A 16,897-nucleotide genomic window follows, 5' to 3' on the forward strand; every position below is an offset into this window, starting at 1 on the left:
TACCCCCCACACGGTCGATCATCGAACGCGTGTGATCGTCTTAAGTGAAACGGGCAGTTGCCTCAAGCTCAACCGGGCACAAGGCTGTGACATGCATCTTTATTCACAGCATCACGACGCCTATCTAGGGAGCAAACGAAAGGAACGGTCATGTCCTCGATCAGCACCCCAAAGACCTCAAAGAGCGACGCCGAGTGGCGCGAAGAACTGACGCCGGAACAGTATTACATCCTGCGGCAGGCAGGCACCGAACGCGCCTTTACCGGCCCCTACTGGAATTCCAGGGAAAAGGGCATTTACAGCTGTGCCGGCTGCGGCGAAGACCTGTTCGTCTCCGACACGAAATTCGATTCCGGCTGCGGCTGGCCGAGTTATTTCGAGGCGGTGAAGCCGGATGTCATTACCGAAATCCGCGACACGTCGCATGGCATGGTACGCACCGAAGTGCGCTGCGCCAATTGCGGCGGCCATCTCGGCCACGTGTTCCCCGATGGCCCGCCGCCGACCGGCCTGCGCTACTGCATCAACGGCCATGCGATGAATTTTACGCCGGTGGAATAAGCCGCCAAGGCACCCGGCGGGGCATTTCCTGACGGGTGCAATTTCTCCGGGAGGCGGCAAAACGCGCCCCGTACATATCAGCAAACGCGCAAAAGGTTGACGGCACAGGCCAAGACGCTTACGAAAATGCAACTTTTTTGTTGATGACGTGGTATTATGGTCGGCTTTCGTGCACGAGTCTGATCTCGTGACGTCAGCGAGATGGTTAGCGGGCGCAACATGACCGATATAGCCTTGAAGATGCCAGTTGGACAAACGGACAACAACAGGTCGAATGACCCGTTCTCGAAAGTCATATCGAGCTGTTCCTTCGTAGTCGACAATGCCCGGGATGTCGCAATCGACGACAATGCCCTTTCGCATTTTGCCCGGACAATGCCGCGCAACGGAAAAGTCGCATGGCAATTTTCCGGAAGACATCATTATACCGGCGAAGAATCCCTGACCCTTCGTTATGTGCTCTGCATCGGAGCAATCAATTTCGGATCGGGTTATGCGCACGATCTTATCCGGTCTGTGCCCAATTCCACATATTATACGATTGCAAGCCTGCTGAAGGATGCGGTCACGCGCGATCCGGAGATCGTGTCTTCGCAGAGGCTGATTGCCCTGACGATGAAAGAGGTGCGGGAGCTTTTCGGCCAGGCGGGTAATGACAACCCCCGGGCCACGGAACTGATGGCGCAGTTCAGGCTGAGCCTCAACGAACTCGGTCACTGGCTCATCGACCGGTATGACGACGATCTGGACGCCGTGATCGACGATACGCGCTCGACGCATACAATGCTGCAGTCATTGCTGCGGATGAAGCGGTTCGAGGACGTATCGCTCTACGACAACAAACAAATCTACTATTACAAACGCGCGCAATTGCTGATCGCGGATCTGGCGCGCGTCGGCCGCGAATTCGGCTGGTGGAATACGGTCGGGCTCGAGCGCCTGACTATTTTTGCCGACAATGCGGTCGCGCATGTTCTTCGCCAGCTCGGCGTTCTGGTCTATTCTGACCGTCTTGCCGCGCGCATCGATGCGGGCGAATACCTGGAGGCGGGAGAGCGCGCCGAAAACGAAATTAGGGCAGCGTCCGTGATTGCAGGAAACATTCTGCAAAAGACACTGGCGGCCGAGCGGAAATGGTCGACGATACTGGAAATCGACCATTACCTCTGGGATGTTTCCCACGAGCCGGAGTTTCGCAGGCCATCCATGCGACGGCATATGTGCCGGACGATCGCTTATTAAGGGGCAACCGTGCCGCCAGACGCGGGCCGGATCACGCTGAGAACCTTGTCGTTGAAGCTCTTGTCTTCGGACATGGCTTTTGCCCGCACTTCCACCAACTCATGCGCTTTATTTCCGGTTATCTTCGGGCCTATTTGCGTCAGGAACGGAAACACGCTGGACTCATACCCACGCGCCTTGTCGGCTACGATTAACTTGGCGAGGGCAGCAACCGTTGCGCCGTCGCTCAGAGCGGCCGTAAACCAGTATCCCAGCGAGGTCTTACGAATATCTTCCGCAGTGGCATGACCAATTTCCACGAGAAAGGCAACCTCGTTGAGCGTGCTGAGGAAGCTTAGCAACTGCCCTTCCTTCTTGCTTTCTCGCGTAAATGGATCGTAGACAATTGTGCCGTAATCCAGCTCCTTCGTCACATCTCCAAACTTTTCGTGGCTGCGACTATACCACTCCTTGATGGTGACGAGTGCCGATACACGCCGTTCGCTTTTAGTGGAGCGGATCGTGAAATAGGCGGCGACTGCGGCAATAGCTGCTGCTACCGCCGAAACCACGCTAGCTATCGTCGCAGCCATGTTCCACCAGCTCGTGGAACTTGTGTCCGAAAGGGCAGAAACGGCTGGCTTGCAGAAAAAGAAAAACGGAAAAATCCAATTGCAACTGTCGAAAAAAGTGGGCGTCACTTCCTATCCCCATTATTGATTTAACATGGGGATATCAACTCTGCGTTGCTCACTCGTCAAGGGCTGGGATGCCGGAAAACCAACTGCCGGATCAACCAGTTACCAAAACCGAAAAGGTAAAGCGCACCTTCTCGCCTGCAGGCAAAATTGTGGTGTAGGGGCGTTTTGCCATTTCGGCCGAACCTCCCGCCTCTGCCGCAGTGCCATGCCAGGGTTCGACGCAAAGAAACGGCGCGCCGACCTTTTGCCAGAGCGCCAGGTTAGGCAGGTTGTCGAACGCGAATTTGAGGCTCGGGCCGCCCTCGGCTGCATAGGTCAGCCCCTTGCCTGCACCTTCGGCAAAGATCATCGCATCGGCTTCGAAAAGGTCATGGGAAAGGGTGAGATGCCCTTTCGAAAAGGGTGACGGCAGCTTGTCCCTTGTGACAAGCCCGTCTTCAAGCCGGGTCAGGAGCGGCTCTGCGCCATTGTCGAGCGTTATCGTATGTGGCTTGCCTTCTCCACCCGGCAGCGGCCAGAGGAAGGCCGGATGATAGCCCAGGCCGAAGGGCATCGGACGACTGTCGCGGTTTTCGACTTCGGCCGTCACCGTCAGGCTGTGGCCTTCGAGTGAATGGGTGAGCGAAAGCAGGAACGCGAAAGGATAGGTTTTCAGGGTGTCCTGTGAGCTTTCAAGTTCAAAACGGCAAGTGGAGGTGCTGGCGTCGGCCAGCACCCATTCGGCCCTTCGGGCAAAGCCGTGCTGACCCATTTCGTAGGGCACGCCATCGACGGCAATGTGGTTGCCGGGCGCCTTGCCGACGATCGGGAACAGGATCGGGGAACGGCCGGTCCAGAAGGCAGCATCGCCGTTCCACAACCAGTCCCGGCCATCGGTCGTCTGCAGCGACTGCATTTCGGAGCCGAGCGAAGAAATCTCGGCGACGAGTTCATCGCTGGTTATACGGACGATATCGGGCATGCTGCTGTTCCTCCGGCACGCTAAAACACGTCGCAATCTTTCAGATTTGCCTGCCGTGTTTTAGCTCTTTGTTTTTGCGCATGTCTTCTTCCCGAAACCGGTGACCGCTTTCGGGAGACATGCCGTGGAATCGGTGCGACATATTTGCCCGACATGCGTTGACGTTCAATGACGACTTGAACATCCGGATCGCTTCATGCCGATTAGTCGGTAAAATCCATGGCAAGTGTCGTCGCCTTATGCGCCTCCAGTTCAGCGAGACGCCCCTCAAGTGCTGCCTTTATCGACGGATAGGTGGCGCCGCCAAGGGCCAGGCGGAGCGGCGGATTTTCATGGCCGGCATAGTCGATCATCGCTTCCGCCATCCTGTCCGGGTCGCCCTTGATATCGAAACCACCATTGAAGATGGCGTGACGAACCTGTCCTGCGGGCGTATCGGCGTAGATATCCATTGGCGCGGCGATGGACAGACCCTTGGCGAAATCGGTGCGCGTCGGCCCCGGTTCGACGATCGTAAACCCGATGCCAAAGGGTGCGACTTCCTTGGCAACGGCATCGACGAAACCTTCGATACCCCATTTGGTGGCGTGGTAGAGGGAGAAGCTGGGATAGGTGATCTGCCCGCCTTCGGACGCGACCTGCTGGATCAACCCGCCACCCTGGGCGCGAAGATGCGGCAGCGCCGCGCGAATGATCTGAATCGAGCCGATCAGGTTGGTGTCGATCTGGCGGCGGATTTCCTCGTCACTCAACTCTTCCGCCGCACCGAACAGGCCATAGCCGGCATTGTTGACGACGACATCGATAGGGCCGAGTTCTGCGAATGCGCGGTCGACGGTGGCGCGTATCGCATCCTGATCGGTGAGGTCGAGCTTTGCGATCCACAACCGGTCGCCATAGGTTTGGCGCAGATCGTCCAGCGCATCGATGCGCCGCAGGGTGGCGGCGACGCGATCACCGCGGGCCAGAAGCTTTTCGGTGAGCAGGCGGCCGAAGCCGGAGGATGTGCCGGTGATGAACCAGGTTCTGGACATGATCTTTCTCCTTCGTTCTGCGGCTTGCCGAGCTTTTCGAAGCCGGAGTTTCTGCAGGGAAGATAGCCCTTGCCAATTCATGCTATAAGCAGTTCAATCCTGCATAAGCTGGTGAAATTTCCCCATGAATGAAAAGCCGACGCTCAATGACCTTGCGGCCTTCACGGCGATTATCGCGCATCGCAGTTTTCGCAGGGCGGCAGAGGAACTGGGGCTTTCGCCCTCGACGCTGAGTCACATGATGCGCGGGCTGGAGGCGCGGATGGGCGTGCGCCTGCTCAACCGAACGACACGCAGCGTTTCGCCCACCGAGGCGGGTGAGCGGCTGGTGGCAAGGCTCGGGCCGGCGCTGCGCGAACTCGATGCGGCACTGGAAGCGGTCGATGATTTTCGCGGCGGGCCGAGCGGCACGGTCAGGATCAACACCAGCAGCATCGTCATTCGCAGGCTGCTGGACAATGCGGTTCCGGCATTTCTCGCCCGTTATCCGGACGTGGCGCTGGATCTGGTCAGCGACGGGCGGCTGGTCGATATCGTCGTAGACGGGTTCGATGCCGGGATCAGGCTGCGCGAGAGCGTGCCGCAGGACATGATCGCCATCGCGTTCGGCGGCCCTGCCCGCTTCATCACGGTGGCCTCGCCGGATTATATAGCCACCCGTGGCGAACCTTTGACGCCGCAGGATCTTTCAGGGCACAACTGCATCCGGCTGAGGATGCCGAGCGGCAAGCTCTATAGGTGGGAATTCGAACGGCGCGGCGAAGAGATTGTCGTGGATGTTTCCGGTCCGCTGACGCTCGACGATACCGAGTTGATGGCAAAGGCTGCCGCGGCGGGTCTCGGCATCGCATATGTGCCGCAGCATGTGGCGGAAGACTATATCCGGCAAGGCAGGCTGGTTGCCGTACTTTCCGACTGGTGCCCGGAGATCGACGGCCTTTGCCTCTATTATCCGGGGCACAGGCATGTGCCGACCGGATTGCGGGCCTTCATCGACATATTGAAGGAGATCGACGGAAAGCTCAGTCCTTCTCGACTGGCCGCGAGTAATCCACGTCGCTGACCGGCTCCAGCCAGTCGGCGGTGACGCCATCCTGCGCCTCCTGGATGGCGATATGGGTCATGGCCGTTTCGACGCCTGCGCCATGCCAGTGTTTTTCGCCCGGAGAAAACCAGACCACATCGCCCGGACGCAATTCCCTGACCGGGCCGCCTTCAGTCTGGGCGCGGCCGAAACCTGCGGTGATTATCAGCGTCTGGCCGAGCGGATGGGTGTGCCAGTTGGTACGGGCACCGGGTTCGAAGGTGACGCTTGCGGCGCGCACCCGCGCCGGTTCCGGCGCCTCCATCAGCGGGTCGAGCCGCACCGTGCCGGTAAAATAATCCGCCGGCTGTTTCTTCGAGGCCTGTGAGCCGCTGCGCCTGATATCCATTTCGGGTGTCCTTTGCTTCCAAGTATCGCCGGCAATGTAGGGTGTTGGATGGAAACGCAGAATACGCTGGACAGTTCAGACCTTAGTGAGTTTCAGCTCCATGCAGGTCAGGTCCAGCCAGCGGCCGAATTTCGTGCCGACCTCGGAGAATTTGCCGGCGATGCGGAAGCCGAGCGCGTTGTGGAGCGCGATCGAGGCCTGGTTTTCGGCTTCGATCGCGGCGATCATCACATGCACGCCGTTCGAGGCGGCGCGGGCGATCAGTTCTTCCATCAGCTTGCGGCCAAGACCGTGGCCGCGGAAGGACTTGTGGACATAGACCGAATGTTCGACGGTGAAACGATAACCGTCGAAGGCACGCCAATCGCCATAGGAGGCGTAACCGGCAACGTCGCCATCGAGCTGCGCGACGATAACCGGAAAACCCTTCGCCTTACGGGCATCGAACCATGCGCGGCGGTTTTCGATATCAACCAGCGTCTCGTTCCAGATCGCAGTCGTATTGAGAACCGCGTCGTTATAAATCTCCATGATGCCGTGCAGGTCGGCCTCATCTGCGTCGCGGATGATCGGGGTATTGCTCATTGCCTTGTCCACTATATTACAATTTCATCCACCTTAGCAGACGGCATCTATCTGTCGAGGGCTGTCAGCGACAGGGCTCACTGTTCAGATGCTGCCGGTCAGGCTGAAACAGGTCATCACGGCACCATAATGGACCGCGGCGGCGGCAACGACAAAGCCGTGCCAGATTGCGTTCTGAAAACGCAACTTTTCCCAGACATGGAAGATGACGCCGAGCGAGTAGATCAGCCCGCCGATGACGATCAGAAGCGTCGTGACCGTCGGGAGATATTGCGAGACCTCTTCCATCACCACCACACCGCTCCAGCCCATCGCAAGGTAAAGCAGAATGGCGAGCCTGTCGTAGCGGCCGGGGAAGAGGCATTTCAGCGATACGCCGACGATGGCGGTGATCCATATGGCCGCCAGCATTGCGGCAATCCAGGGATCGTGAGCCGCACCGCGCTGCAGGAAAGGCGTGTAGGTGGCGGCAATCAGGATGAAGATCGCCGAATGATCAAGCCGGCGCAGTATCCATTTGGTGCGCGAATGCGGCCAGATATTGTAGGTGAAAGAGACCGACAGGCAGAGGATCAGCCCCAGCCCGTAGATCCAGGCGGCGGCGAGTTCGCCATAGCTCGACCAGACGGTGGCATAAAAGATCAGGGCTGTGGCACCAACGAGGGCAAAAACTATCCCGATCCCGTGGACAATACCGTCCGCGATGACCTCATGCAGATCGTAACGCCGTCCGAAGTTGAAGAGTTCACTCATTCCAAAAGCCGTCTCCGTCCGACGACAGAATGCGTGGCGTCGCCGGTTAAGGCAAGACTTGTGAGGCGAGGACCGCCTCACATTCGGTTTAAAGCCGTAAGATCAGAGTATCCGTCTATCCGTGCGACGTCACGATTTCAGCGGTCGATCAGCACCGAGCATTTTGCGTGGCGGACGACGCGGTCGGCAGTGGCGCCGATAATGTAGTTGCTGAGATCGGGAACATGCGAGGCAACGATGATGAGATCGGCCTTTGCGTCTTCGGCAGCAGCCAGTATTTCGCGCGCCGGCGCGCCCTGGCGGATTTCGATATCGGCCTTGACTCCGACCGTGTTGCGAAGTTCGGTCAGTTCTGTTTCAGCCCGCTTGCGGGCATCGACGAGCATGTCGATGGACAGATCCGACACGACGTAGGCGGGCAGTTCCTCGACGACGTTGATCATCAGAATGCGGCCACCTGCAGCAGACAGCTGTGCAGCCTGCTTCAATATACGTTCAGCCTTTTCCGCCTGGGCTATATCGACTGCTACAAGGATCGTTTTGTACATTTCAATCTCCTTCAATTGTCCAGCATTTTTGCCCAGCTTACACCTACCGCCTTGATTCGCATCAAGCTTCATTGTTCACCTTTTAAGAACGAAGCTTCTCTCATTTTTCGACTTTCGTGAACGATGAGAATGGGCGATATTTCGGCATCGCGGCTTTGCCGCCGCAGACGTCTGCGGCGATGCAAACTCGCCCCGGAGAGTATCAATGAGCAATTCTTCTGAAGCAGCTTTCGCCCTGACACGCCCGGCTCATGTGGACCGCGCGCATCTGGTGGTTACCGATCTCGATACCACATCGAAATTCTATCAAGAGATCATCGGCCTGTCGGTGTTGGAAAAGAGTGCCAGCGGCGTGCTGCTTGGCGCCCATGGCCTGCCTCTGTTGCAGCTTACGACCGACAGCACTGTTACTCGCGCACCGCGCCAGGCTGCAGGTCTTTTTCACACCGCGTTTCTGATGCCGAACCGTCTGGAACTTGCCCACTGGCTGGCGAATGCGGCGCACAAGGGCGTGCAGCTCGACGGCGCGTCGGACCATCTGGTCTCGGAAGCACTCTATCTGTCGGATCCGGAAGGCAACGGTATCGAGATCTATCGTGACCGCACGCCGGATGAATGGACCTATTTTCCGGATGGAACGGTGCAGATGGCAACCGACCGGCTGAACCTCCAGGCGCTTTACGACTCGGCGCCAAAGAGCGACTGGAACGGCATGGCACCGGGCACATCCGTTGGTCATATCCACCTGCAGGTCGGCGACATTCCGCAAGCGGACGCATTCTATCGCGACGTGCTGGGGTTGAAAATCATGGCGCGCTATCCGGGTGCGAGCTTCTTTGCCACCGGCGGCTACCACCATCATATCGCGGCCAATATCTGGAACAGCCGGGGCGCTCAGCCACGCCAAGACAACATGACCGGCCTTTCCGATTACACGGTGCGCTTCAACAACAAGGAAGCACTTTCCAAGGCACTCGCAGCGCTGGAAACCCAGGAAATCTCAACGACGAAGACAGCCGAAGGACATGCGCTGAAAGACCCGTGGGGTATCGGCCTGACGTTGGCAGCTTGAGGCCTCCAGTATCGACCTGTTTGGCAGGATTACCAGAAAGCTAATAAACACTCGGCGCTCCGGAACCGGAGTGCCGTTTTTGCGTTTTGTCGCAGGCTCGGGGCACTCAGGAAACACATGACAACGACCAGCGCGCGCGGCAGCGGCAAGCCGAAGAAGCATTTCGTAGATTTTTCGTCGCGTCGGCGCGAGGCATTCGCTGTCGTCGAGGAAGAAGATCTGAGCTCGGCCGAGGATGTCCCGCTGGGACGTGACGCACTCAATGTGGCCATGGCCTGGGCCGTGATCGGCATATTTGCGATCATCTTCTTCGCCATCCTTCATTATATGGCGCTGATCCTCATCCCCATCACACTTGCAGTCGTGGTGGGACTGATCCTCGGGCTTGTGGCAGACAAGCTCGGCCGGGCGGGCGTGCCGCGTTTCGGCATTGCCGTAATCCTGTCGACCCTTGTGTTTCTCGTACTGTTCGTGATCGCCAATGCGCTGGCGGAACCGGTTGCAACGCTCATGCGGGAGGGGCCGACATTCGTCGAACGCTCCTACGATCGCCTCATGCCTTTTTTGGAACGTCAGCACTGGCTGAACATCTCCCCGGCCACGTTCCAGACCGGTACGATGTCGATGGACAAGCTGTTGGAGAACTCCACCAACATTCTGGGCGTGGTAACGGCCAGCCTGACACCTGCGATCATTCAGGGGATGATCTTCTTTGCTGCGCTGCTGCTGTTCCTTTATGGACGTCTGAGGCTTCGCAGAACCGTGATCATGGCGTTTCCGAACCGCCGCCAGCGTCTGATCACAATCAGGATACTGAACTCGATCGATGAGGTCCTGGGCTATTATTTCGCGACAGCCAGCGTCATGTATTTCTGCCTCGGCATCGTAATGACGGTAATCGCGTGGCTGTGCGGACTGAGCATGCCGGTGCTGTGGGGCATGTTCGCGTTTCTCTCAAGCTTCATCCCGTTCCTCGGGATCACGCTGATGACGATCTCGGTGGCGATTGCCGGCATTCTCACCCATGACGCCATTCTCCTGGCGCTGCTGCCGGCCTTCCTGTTTTTCACCGTGCATCTCGCGATGGAAAACCTGATCTTTCCGGCGGTGATGGGGCGTCAGTGGGAGATCAATCCCTTCGTCGTCTTCCTCGCCATCCTGTTCTGGACCTGGATGTGGGGAGCTGTCGGCGCGATGCTGGCGCTGCCGCTTTCGCTGATCCTCATGACGGTGCTGGCGGAACTGTTTCCCGAGCGTAAGGCAACGCCAAACCTGCCGGGTTGAGGCTGGAGAAGCACCGCAGCATTATCGATGCTGCGGCGACACAGGATCAGTCGTAGAGGTAATATTTGTCCCAAAGGTCACGGGTGACCTTGGAGCCGATCGTATAGTCGAAGGACATGATCTTCAGGCCGGCCTCACCGGTTTCGCATTTGAACTTGAGGCGGTACCAATCCCCCGCGCTGCGGAAGACGGCACCTGGTGCCTTCAGTTTGTTTCCGTCCTCGATCGTATCGGAAAAGGTGTAGGCGATGACCTTGTCGGGGCGGAATTCGCCGGTCTTGCGAATCTGGTCCATCGCTTCCATGTCGCAACGCTGCTCGCGACGTTCATCGGGGTCCAGGGCGTTCAATTGCCTGGTAACGCGCGCATCCAGCGCATGTGCCGCAGACGCGGAAAACAGGACAAGAGCCATCACCGACAGCTGTTTCTTCATGTGATCCCTACTCATATCGACTTGGATGGCGCGGAAACTAGGAGACGTGCAGTCAATTGACCACCAACCAAGGCGCGAAATACCATGATGTGAACAGACGAGGCGGTGAGCGGAGAAAAATGGCTGAACAGGTGCTTTCGGATGCAAAGAAGAAGTAACGCGCGGCGTCATCACTGCTTGCCTCTCAGGCGCCCACAACCTATCTCTGGCACTCCTTCCTTTCATACCGGAGTGCTCCCTTGGCCCCCTCCCCTAAATCGCCTTTCGCCAATCTCCCTACAGCCCCTGTAGCGCCCAAGAAGCCGGTCAGCGACACGCGTCACGGAATTACCCGCTCGGACGATTATGCCTGGCTGCGGGCCGACAACTGGCAGGCGATGTTCAAGGATCCGTCGATCCTCGACCCTGAAATCCGCAAGCATCTGGAAGCTGAAAACAGCTATATGGAAGCAGCACTCGGCGATACGGAAGAGCTGCAGAAAACCCTGTTTTCCGAAATGCGCGGCCGCATCAAGGAAGACGACAGTTCGGTGCCGACGAAGGACGGACCTTACGCCTATGGTTCCCTGTTCGTGACCGGCGGCGAGCAGCCGCATTATTTCCGCACGCCGCGTGACGGCGGCGACAAGCAGACGCTTTTCGACGGTGACAAGGAAGCGGCGGGCAAGGATTATTTCCGGCTGGCCGGCATGGACCACTCGACCGATCATAGCCACGGCATCTGGGGTTATGACGACAAGGGGTCGGAATATTTCACCCTGCGCATCCGCAATCTTGAAACCGGCGTGGACCTCGATGACGTGATCGAGAACACTGCTGGCGACGGCGTGTGGGCGCCCGATGGCAAGAGCTTCTTCTACACGCTGCAGGACGAGAACCATCGCCCGTCGAAAGTCTTCCACCATATCGTCGGTGAGCCGCAGTCTTCCGATCGGCTGGTGTTCGAGGAGACTGATCCAGGCTTCTTCATGGGTGTCGGAGGCTCGCTGCTCGACGACTTCATCTATATCGACATCCACGACCACGAGACGTCCGAATACCGGCTGATCCCGACTTCCGATCTGACTGCCGAGCCGAAGCTGGTGGCGGAGCGCGAAGAGGGCATCGAATATTCGATGACCGAGGGCGGCGACGTTTTCTACATCATGACCAATGATGGCGACGCCAAGGATTTCAAAATCGTCGAGGCGCCGATTTCCGCTCCCGGCAAGGAGAACTGGAAGCCCGTCGTGCCGCATGAACCGGGCCGGCTGATCATCTCGCACATGGCCTATGCACGCCATCTGATCTGGCTGCAGCGCAAGGACGGTCTGCCGCAGATCGTCATCCGTGACCGGCGGACGGGCGAAGAACATGCGATCGCCTTCGATGAGGAAGCCTATTCGCTCGGTCTTTCGGGCGCAGCCGAATACGATTCCGATATGATCCGGTTCTCCTATTCGTCGATGACCACGCCAACCCAGCTCTATGACTACGACATGGTGACGCGCGAACGGGTGCTGCTGAAGACCCAGGAAGTGCCATCGGGGCATAACCCGGATGATTACGTCACCCGCAGGGTGATGGCACGGGCGCATGACGGCGAACTGGTGCCGGTCTCACTGCTCTACAAAAAGGGGACGCCACTCGACGGTTCGTCGCCCTGCCTGCTCTACGGTTATGGCGCCTATGGCATAACCATCCCGGCGTCGTTCTCGACCAATGCGCTTTCGCTTGCAGACCGCGGCATCGTCTATGCCATCGCCCATATCCGTGGCGGCAAGGACAAAGGCTTCGCCTGGTACGAAAACGGCAAGATGGAGAACAAGCAGAACACCTTTAAAGACTTCATCGCGGCGGCCGACCATCTGGTTGCGACCGGCTTTACCTCGTATGACCGGATCATTGCCGAGGGCGGCTCCGCCGGCGGCATGCTGATGGGCGCGGTTGCCAACATGGCGCCGGAAAAATTCGCCGGCATCATCGCCGCAGTGCCCTTCGTCGATGTGTTGAACACTATGCTCGACGACACGCTGCCGCTCACTCCACCGGAATGGCCGGAATGGGGCAACCCGATCGAGTCCGAGGAGGAATATCGCTGGATCGCGGCCTATTCGCCTTACGACAACGTCACGGCGCAAGCCTATCCGCCGATCCTAGCGATTTCCGGACTGACCGACCCGCGCGTGACCTATTGGGAACCGACCAAGTGGGTGGCCAAGCTGCGCGAGCATACGTCCGGGACGGCGCCGATCCTGCTCAAAACGAATATGGCGGCCGGCCATGGCGGCAAGTCGGGCCGTTTCCAGAGGCTTGAAGAAATCGCGTTCGAATATGCATTCGCGATCAAGGTGGCGGGCAAGATGTAAGCGAATACGGGTACCCACCTTAACCGGATAATTGACAATCGGGCCAGCATCTTGCTGGCCCGAATTGCAATGGGGCCTCGCCTTGCATGATTCTTCAGACCATGCCGCCCCACACTGACGGAGAGGCGGAAAAACGGTGCGCTGATAATCAGGGCGCGCCGTAACAGTTAAATTCCAGACATGGGTTCATATTTTCCTGGCGGCGGCGAAGCTGAGCGAAATCGCGCAAGCTTGCGCTTTTACAGGCGTTTTACCGGTTCGAACAAGCATGTTTCAGCCTGTCAAGCCCTCTTCAGTCCCCACATCAGCCCGACGCAAGCTTCGCGCAAGGTTCCAGCGTTAACCCTTCGTTAACTAACTGGACGTGGACCAAAGCGATGAAGATCGATAGCGGCCTGAGTGGCTATCAATATCCGAACCGAACCGTTGAAGTGGAGCGCACGGCTGAGGAAGCGCCTCAAGCTGCCGCCGTTTCGTCGACACGCTTCGCGGACGCCTTGACCGGCAGCAGCACGCAGCTTTCCAGCTCGCTTGCAAGCGCGCTCTGGACAATGGACGCGGAAGACGCCGGCCCAAGCTTTAGCGCGGCCGCAGCACCGCAAGCATGGGTGCAGAACCTCTACCAGGAATTTGCCTGACCGGCATTGCAACACCAGATACAAAAAAGGCCCGAACCGGATCCGGTTTCGGGCCTTTCTTTTTTGGTCTGCCGGAACCTAGTTGAGGCAATCAACCGAGAGCGGTTACCTCCACCGTCACATGCGACAGGCCGGGAATGGATTTCAGCTTTTCCTTATAGGACGCAGGCGCCTTGGGGACGGTCGTCGCGACTGAAACGATCGCTGCATTGTGCCCAGGACCAAGCTGCCAGACATGCAGATCCATGACCGTATCATCGGGTGTTTCCATGACCTTCCTGATCCTGACCGCCAGATCCCCGTCATCCGGCTGCGCATCGAGCAATACGCGAGAGGTAGCGCGGACAAGCCCGAAGGACCAGCGCGCTATGACAATGCCGCCAACAATGCCCATGATCGGATCAAGCGCATTCCAGCCATAGAGCCGGCCGAGGATAAGTGCGGCGATTGCCAGTACCGAGGTCAGCGCATCGGCGAGAACATGGAGATAGGCGGCGCGAAGATTATTATCTTCGGTGCCAACATGTGCATGATGACCGGAATGAGCGTGATCACCATGATGACCGGCATGGCTATGGCTGCCATGATGTCCATGGTGGCCGCCGTGATGATGATCGTGGTCATCGCGCAGCAGCCAGGCGCTAAGCAGGTTTACGGCCAGGCCGATGACGGCCACGAAGATCGCCTGATCGAAATCGATCGCCACCGGATTTGCCAGGCGCACGAAGCTTTCCCAGGCGATGAACAGCGCCACCAGCGCCAGCACCACAGCACTGGCGAAACCGGCGAGATCACCCAACTTGCCGGTCCCGAAGGTGTAACGCGGGTTCTTCGCATTGCGCCTTGCATACATATAGGCCAGCGCCGAGATCAACATGGCTCCGGCATGGGTGGACATGTGCCAGCCATCGGCCGTCAACGCCATAGACCCGAAGATCGAGCCGGCGACGATTTCCGCCACCATCATCGAGGCGGTCAGCGCAATGACCAGCCAGACCTTACGCTCGTTGCGCTCATGATCCGCGCCGAGAAACACGTGTTCATGCTTCAGACTATCGATACTGCTTGCCATGACAGGCTCCATTTCCAAACACCAACGGCCGAAGCCGCATTCAAACTGTGAGCGGCCGTTCTCACCGGATGTAGGTACGCAGGACATCGGCGAGTTCGGCGGCCGCCTTGTCCCGCTCGGCATCGTTTTCGGCATGCACCACGTGCTCATGCAAATGGCCCTCTATGACCTCGCCGGTCAGGCCGGCCAGCGCACCGCGGATAGAAGCCAGAAGCTGCAGGACGTCGCCGCAGGGCGCCTCCGCCTCCAGCGCGCGCTCGACAGCTTCCATCTGCCCCTTCATACGGCGCACGCGCGCCAGGAGTTTTGCCTTGTCTCGAACGGTGTGCGACACGTCTCGCCTCAAATATAGTATAGGGGGGTATACTATCATAAGATCACAAAGGTGCAATCTACCATTGAGCCACCTTGCCGCAGGTCAGCTCTAGCCCCGAGCAAGCCCCGCTTTCTAAGCCTTAGTCAGAAAGCTGAGGAGACAACCATGATCGTTACATCAAGTTCGAGTTCCAGTGCCTATGCAGGCTATACCGACAGGTCCGCGAAGAGTGGGACCGACATGTTCGTGCTGGATGAGAATCGGCAGCAGGGAAGCGGCAGCAACAGTCAGGGCAATGCCTTGACCAGCGGCGACACATCGTTCAGCGCCAAGCTGGCAGCCATGTTCCTGGTGCCTGAAAGGCCAGAAGCAGAGACAGCCAAGGATGCGAGCGAAACGGGAACCGAAAAGAGCGCCTACAGCCAATACGAACAGGAATTCATGGATCTTGCCGACAAGACGCTCGCTGAACGGATCCGAGAACAGTACCTGAAGGATAACGACCTGACCGAAGATGATGTCAATGCGATGTCGCCCGAGGACCGCAAAGCGGTAGAAGACGATATCCGCAATGCAATTCTCGAGGCGATGGGCGTCAACGAGGACAAGCAGGCGATAGCGGTCACCATCAACGTCCCGAATGCAACCGACTTCGTTGCGAAAAACGCGGAAGACGAGACACAGTTGTGACGGCACAGGTTGCGACCCGACCGTTTCAGATCCGGTGTACAAAACCTTGAACAGCAAGGGATCGCCGATTAGATATCTCCAGAGACTATAGGTTTGGAGTGTGTCATGCTGTCGATTGGCGATCTTTCGAAACGGACCGGCGTAAAGGTTCCGACTATCCGCTATTACGAGCAGATGGGCCTGCTTGCCGCGGCGGAACGATCCGAGGGCAACCAGCGACGTTATGAGCGGCAGGATCTCGAGCGGCTCGCCTTCATCCGCCATGCGCGCGACCTGGGGCTCGACATTTCCGCCATCCGCGAGTTGATTGCACTCAGCCAGCATCCGCACCAGCCCTGCGGCAATGCCGACCGGATCGCCAGCGATCACCTGAAAAGCGTGCGCGACAAGATCGAGAAACTGAAGAAGCTGGAACAGGAGCTGGCGCGCATCGTCTCGCATTGCGACGGCGATCACGCAATCGAGGACTGCTACGTGATCCGCTCGCTTTCAGATCACGGACTTTGCGACAGTGAGCATTGAGGCTTCTTCTCGATCAAGACACCCTTGACAAGTTTTTCGGACAGGCGCATGAGAGCTGCCATGATCAATACGCGCCTAACCACCGCCGCAACGTATTTTTGGGCCTACCTGTAAAGGGCGGCTCGACAGATCATCATGTCAACAAGCCGCCGTCAGGCGGCTTTGTTGTTTCAGACGGCACCTGACGGCACCACAAGATCAAAGGATGCCGAAATGCCGCAAGTTCTTCTCGAAGACAGCGAAATATCCCTTCCCCGCCCGGCCGTGCTGACCATCCGTCATGCCAAGCGCCACGACCTGCCCGAACTTAACGAGATGATCGCGGCACTTGCAGCGCATCACCATGATGCTTCGGCCATGACGCCCGATATTCTCGAACGCGACCTGTTCGGCGATCGGCCATGGATCACCGTGCTTGTGGCCGATACCGGTTCGGAACTGATCGGATACGCCATTCTCGTGCCGCTCTACCGCGCCCAGGAAGGCACCCGCGGCATGGACCTGCATCATCTCTTCGTGCGCGACGGCCAGCGTGGGCACGGCATCGGCCAGCATCTGGTGGCGCGCGCCCGCGACATCGCCAAAGGCGCCGGCTGCGGTTACCTCTCCGTCAGCGCCACGACGGGCAATTCGGCCGCTCACCGTTTCTACGAACACCTGGAATTCAAGCCGCGGCCGGTCACCGGCATGCGCTATACACAGGCGCTCACCTGAGCGCGCAATCC

Annotated in this window: 20 protein-coding genes; 10 read left to right on the plus strand and 10 right to left on the minus strand. The window is 58.4% G+C overall.

Translation table 11 applies throughout. The features are described from left to right. Window positions 1-150 precede the first annotated feature (150 nt). Window positions 151-561 carry a peptide-methionine (R)-S-oxide reductase MsrB gene (msrB, locus tag GGE33_RS09680; protein WP_148143930.1) on the plus strand — a complete coding sequence of 137 codons (411 nt, stop codon included), beginning with the start codon at window positions 151-153 and terminating at the stop codon, window positions 559-561. A gap of 219 nt (window positions 562-780) precedes the next feature. Then, window positions 781-1,803 (plus strand): queuosine salvage family protein, encoded by a 1,023-nt coding sequence (locus tag GGE33_RS09685; RefSeq protein WP_183822724.1) that lies wholly within the window; start codon window positions 781-783, stop codon window positions 1,801-1,803. Here GGE33_RS09685 and GGE33_RS09690 read toward each other — a convergent pair. The 3 genes from GGE33_RS09690 to GGE33_RS09700 form a co-directional block, all read right to left on the minus strand. Then, on the minus strand, window positions 1,800-2,483 hold the full coding sequence (locus tag GGE33_RS09690) for a hypothetical protein (protein WP_183822726.1): 684 nt from the start codon (window positions 2,481-2,483) through the stop codon (window positions 1,800-1,802). The genes GGE33_RS09685 and GGE33_RS09690 overlap by 4 nt on opposite strands. 91 nt (window positions 2,484-2,574) lie before the next feature. Next, entirely contained in the window at window positions 2,575-3,444 is an 870-nt protein-coding gene (locus tag GGE33_RS09695) for an aldose 1-epimerase family protein (RefSeq protein WP_148143933.1), read from the minus strand. Window positions 3,445-3,647: 203 nt separating this feature from the next. Further along, window positions 3,648-4,478 (minus strand): SDR family oxidoreductase, encoded by an 831-nt coding sequence (locus GGE33_RS09700; RefSeq protein WP_183822728.1) that lies wholly within the window; start codon window positions 4,476-4,478, stop codon window positions 3,648-3,650. A 124-nt stretch (window positions 4,479-4,602) separates the two neighbouring features. Between GGE33_RS09700 and GGE33_RS09705 the strand changes: the two genes are divergently transcribed. Further along, window positions 4,603-5,541, plus strand: a complete 939-nt coding sequence (locus tag GGE33_RS09705; RefSeq protein ID WP_183822730.1) for a LysR family transcriptional regulator — start codon at window positions 4,603-4,605, stop codon at window positions 5,539-5,541. Here the strand turns inward: GGE33_RS09705 and GGE33_RS09710 are convergent. The 4 genes from GGE33_RS09710 to GGE33_RS09725 all read right to left on the minus strand — a co-directional run bounded on the left by GGE33_RS09710 (window position 5,501) and on the right by GGE33_RS09725 (window position 7,797). Then, on the minus strand, window positions 5,501-5,911 hold the full coding sequence (locus tag GGE33_RS09710; RefSeq protein WP_183822732.1) for a (R)-mandelonitrile lyase: 411 nt from the start codon (window positions 5,909-5,911) through the stop codon (window positions 5,501-5,503). The two genes, GGE33_RS09705 and GGE33_RS09710, sit on opposite strands and share 41 nt — an antisense overlap. Before the next feature lie 75 nt (window positions 5,912-5,986). Next, window positions 5,987-6,496, minus strand: a complete 510-nt coding sequence (locus tag GGE33_RS09715) for a GNAT family N-acetyltransferase (protein ID WP_183822734.1) — start codon at window positions 6,494-6,496, stop codon at window positions 5,987-5,989. An 84-nt stretch (window positions 6,497-6,580) separates the two neighbouring features. Further along, window positions 6,581-7,249, minus strand: a complete 669-nt coding sequence (gene trhA, locus GGE33_RS09720; RefSeq protein ID WP_148143941.1) for a PAQR family membrane homeostasis protein TrhA — start codon at window positions 7,247-7,249, stop codon at window positions 6,581-6,583. Window positions 7,250-7,386: 137 nt separating this feature from the next. Further along, window positions 7,387-7,797, minus strand: coding sequence for a universal stress protein (locus GGE33_RS09725; RefSeq protein ID WP_183822736.1), 411 nt, complete (start codon window positions 7,795-7,797; stop codon window positions 7,387-7,389). A gap of 205 nt (window positions 7,798-8,002) precedes the next feature. Here GGE33_RS09725 and GGE33_RS09730 point away from each other — a divergent pair, with 205 nt between their 5' ends. Together GGE33_RS09730 and GGE33_RS09735 are read left to right on the plus strand one after the other, a co-directional pair. Further along, window positions 8,003-8,869 (plus strand): VOC family protein, encoded by an 867-nt coding sequence (locus tag GGE33_RS09730; RefSeq protein ID WP_183822738.1) that lies wholly within the window; start codon window positions 8,003-8,005, stop codon window positions 8,867-8,869. A 117-nt stretch (window positions 8,870-8,986) separates the two neighbouring features. Then, window positions 8,987-10,153: an AI-2E family transporter gene (locus tag GGE33_RS09735; protein ID WP_148143944.1), complete on the plus strand. Its 1,167-nt coding sequence runs from the start codon at window positions 8,987-8,989 to the stop codon at window positions 10,151-10,153. Window positions 10,154-10,199: 46 nt separating this feature from the next. Here the strand turns inward: GGE33_RS09735 and GGE33_RS09740 are convergent, their stop codons facing one another. Further along, a complete protein-coding gene (locus GGE33_RS09740; RefSeq protein ID WP_148143945.1) occupies window positions 10,200-10,586 on the minus strand; it encodes a DUF930 domain-containing protein in 387 nt (128 codons plus the stop codon). Window positions 10,587-10,825: 239 nt separating this feature from the next. On the opposite strand from GGE33_RS09740, the gene GGE33_RS09745 reads away from it, so the two are divergent. Both GGE33_RS09745 and GGE33_RS09750 read left to right on the plus strand, forming a co-directional pair. Beyond that, window positions 10,826-12,934: a S9 family peptidase gene (locus GGE33_RS09745; RefSeq protein WP_183822740.1), complete on the plus strand. Its 2,109-nt coding sequence runs from the start codon at window positions 10,826-10,828 to the stop codon at window positions 12,932-12,934. Between the two features lie 377 nt (window positions 12,935-13,311). Beyond that, on the plus strand, window positions 13,312-13,572 hold the full coding sequence (locus GGE33_RS09750; RefSeq protein WP_183684988.1) for a hypothetical protein: 261 nt from the start codon (window positions 13,312-13,314) through the stop codon (window positions 13,570-13,572). A 91-nt stretch (window positions 13,573-13,663) separates the two neighbouring features. On the opposite strand, the gene dmeF is transcribed toward GGE33_RS09750, so the two are convergent. Both dmeF and dmeR read right to left on the minus strand, forming a co-directional pair. Continuing rightward, window positions 13,664-14,644 carry a CDF family Co(II)/Ni(II) efflux transporter DmeF gene (dmeF, locus tag GGE33_RS09755; RefSeq protein WP_183822750.1) on the minus strand — a complete coding sequence of 327 codons (981 nt, stop codon included), beginning with the start codon at window positions 14,642-14,644 and terminating at the stop codon, window positions 13,664-13,666. A gap of 61 nt (window positions 14,645-14,705) precedes the next feature. Continuing rightward, a complete protein-coding gene (gene dmeR / locus GGE33_RS09760; RefSeq protein WP_148143949.1) occupies window positions 14,706-14,978 on the minus strand; it encodes a Ni(II)/Co(II)-sensing transcriptional repressor DmeR in 273 nt (90 codons plus the stop codon). Window positions 14,979-15,125: 147 nt separating this feature from the next. Between dmeR and GGE33_RS09765 the strand changes: the two genes are divergently transcribed. From GGE33_RS09765 to GGE33_RS09775, 3 genes are all read left to right on the plus strand, one after another. Continuing rightward, window positions 15,126-15,650: a hypothetical protein gene (locus GGE33_RS09765; RefSeq protein ID WP_183822752.1), complete on the plus strand. Its 525-nt coding sequence runs from the start codon at window positions 15,126-15,128 to the stop codon at window positions 15,648-15,650. A gap of 105 nt (window positions 15,651-15,755) precedes the next feature. After that, window positions 15,756-16,172, plus strand: coding sequence for a MerR family transcriptional regulator (locus GGE33_RS09770; protein WP_183822754.1), 417 nt, complete (start codon window positions 15,756-15,758; stop codon window positions 16,170-16,172). Window positions 16,173-16,307: 135 nt separating this feature from the next. After that, a complete protein-coding gene (locus GGE33_RS09775) occupies window positions 16,308-16,886 on the plus strand; it encodes a GNAT family N-acetyltransferase (protein WP_148143952.1) in 579 nt (192 codons plus the stop codon). Window positions 16,887-16,897 lie beyond the last annotated feature (11 nt).

Source organism: Aliirhizobium cellulosilyticum, from assembly GCF_014198105.1.
Taxonomy (GTDB): Bacteria; Pseudomonadota; Alphaproteobacteria; order Rhizobiales; family Rhizobiaceae; genus Neorhizobium; species Neorhizobium cellulosilyticum.

Bases quoted from the DNA above. Each gene is read 5' to 3' on its own strand.
- GGE33_RS09705 (WP_183822730.1), top strand. From the start codon at position 4,603: ATGAATGAAAAGCCGACGCTCAATGACCTTGCGGCCTTCACGGCGATT.
- GGE33_RS09775 (WP_148143952.1), top strand. From the start codon at position 16,308: ATGTCAACAAGCCGCCGTCAGGCGGCTTTGTTGTTTCAGACGGCACCT.
- GGE33_RS09725 (WP_183822736.1), bottom strand. From the start codon at position 7,797: ATGTACAAAACGATCCTTGTAGCAGTCGATATAGCCCAGGCGGAAAAG.
- GGE33_RS09715 (WP_183822734.1), bottom strand. From the start codon at position 6,496: ATGAGCAATACCCCGATCATCCGCGACGCAGATGAGGCCGACCTGCAC.
- GGE33_RS09730 (WP_183822738.1), top strand. From the start codon at position 8,003: ATGAGCAATTCTTCTGAAGCAGCTTTCGCCCTGACACGCCCGGCTCAT.
- dmeF (WP_183822750.1), bottom strand. From the start codon at position 14,644: ATGGCAAGCAGTATCGATAGTCTGAAGCATGAACACGTGTTTCTCGGC.
- GGE33_RS09685 (WP_183822724.1), top strand. From the start codon at position 781: ATGACCGATATAGCCTTGAAGATGCCAGTTGGACAAACGGACAACAAC.
- GGE33_RS09700 (WP_183822728.1), bottom strand. From the start codon at position 4,478: ATGTCCAGAACCTGGTTCATCACCGGCACATCCTCCGGCTTCGGCCGC.
- GGE33_RS09740 (WP_148143945.1), bottom strand. From the start codon at position 10,586: ATGAAGAAACAGCTGTCGGTGATGGCTCTTGTCCTGTTTTCCGCGTCT.
- GGE33_RS09710 (WP_183822732.1), bottom strand. From the start codon at position 5,911: ATGGATATCAGGCGCAGCGGCTCACAGGCCTCGAAGAAACAGCCGGCG.
- GGE33_RS09770 (WP_183822754.1), top strand. From the start codon at position 15,756: ATGCTGTCGATTGGCGATCTTTCGAAACGGACCGGCGTAAAGGTTCCG.
- GGE33_RS09750 (WP_183684988.1), top strand. From the start codon at position 13,312: ATGAAGATCGATAGCGGCCTGAGTGGCTATCAATATCCGAACCGAACC.
- GGE33_RS09695 (WP_148143933.1), bottom strand. From the start codon at position 3,444: ATGCCCGATATCGTCCGTATAACCAGCGATGAACTCGTCGCCGAGATT.
- msrB (WP_148143930.1), top strand. From the start codon at position 151: ATGTCCTCGATCAGCACCCCAAAGACCTCAAAGAGCGACGCCGAGTGG.
- GGE33_RS09735 (WP_148143944.1), top strand. From the start codon at position 8,987: ATGACAACGACCAGCGCGCGCGGCAGCGGCAAGCCGAAGAAGCATTTC.
- GGE33_RS09765 (WP_183822752.1), top strand. From the start codon at position 15,126: ATGATCGTTACATCAAGTTCGAGTTCCAGTGCCTATGCAGGCTATACC.
- trhA (WP_148143941.1), bottom strand. From the start codon at position 7,249: ATGAGTGAACTCTTCAACTTCGGACGGCGTTACGATCTGCATGAGGTC.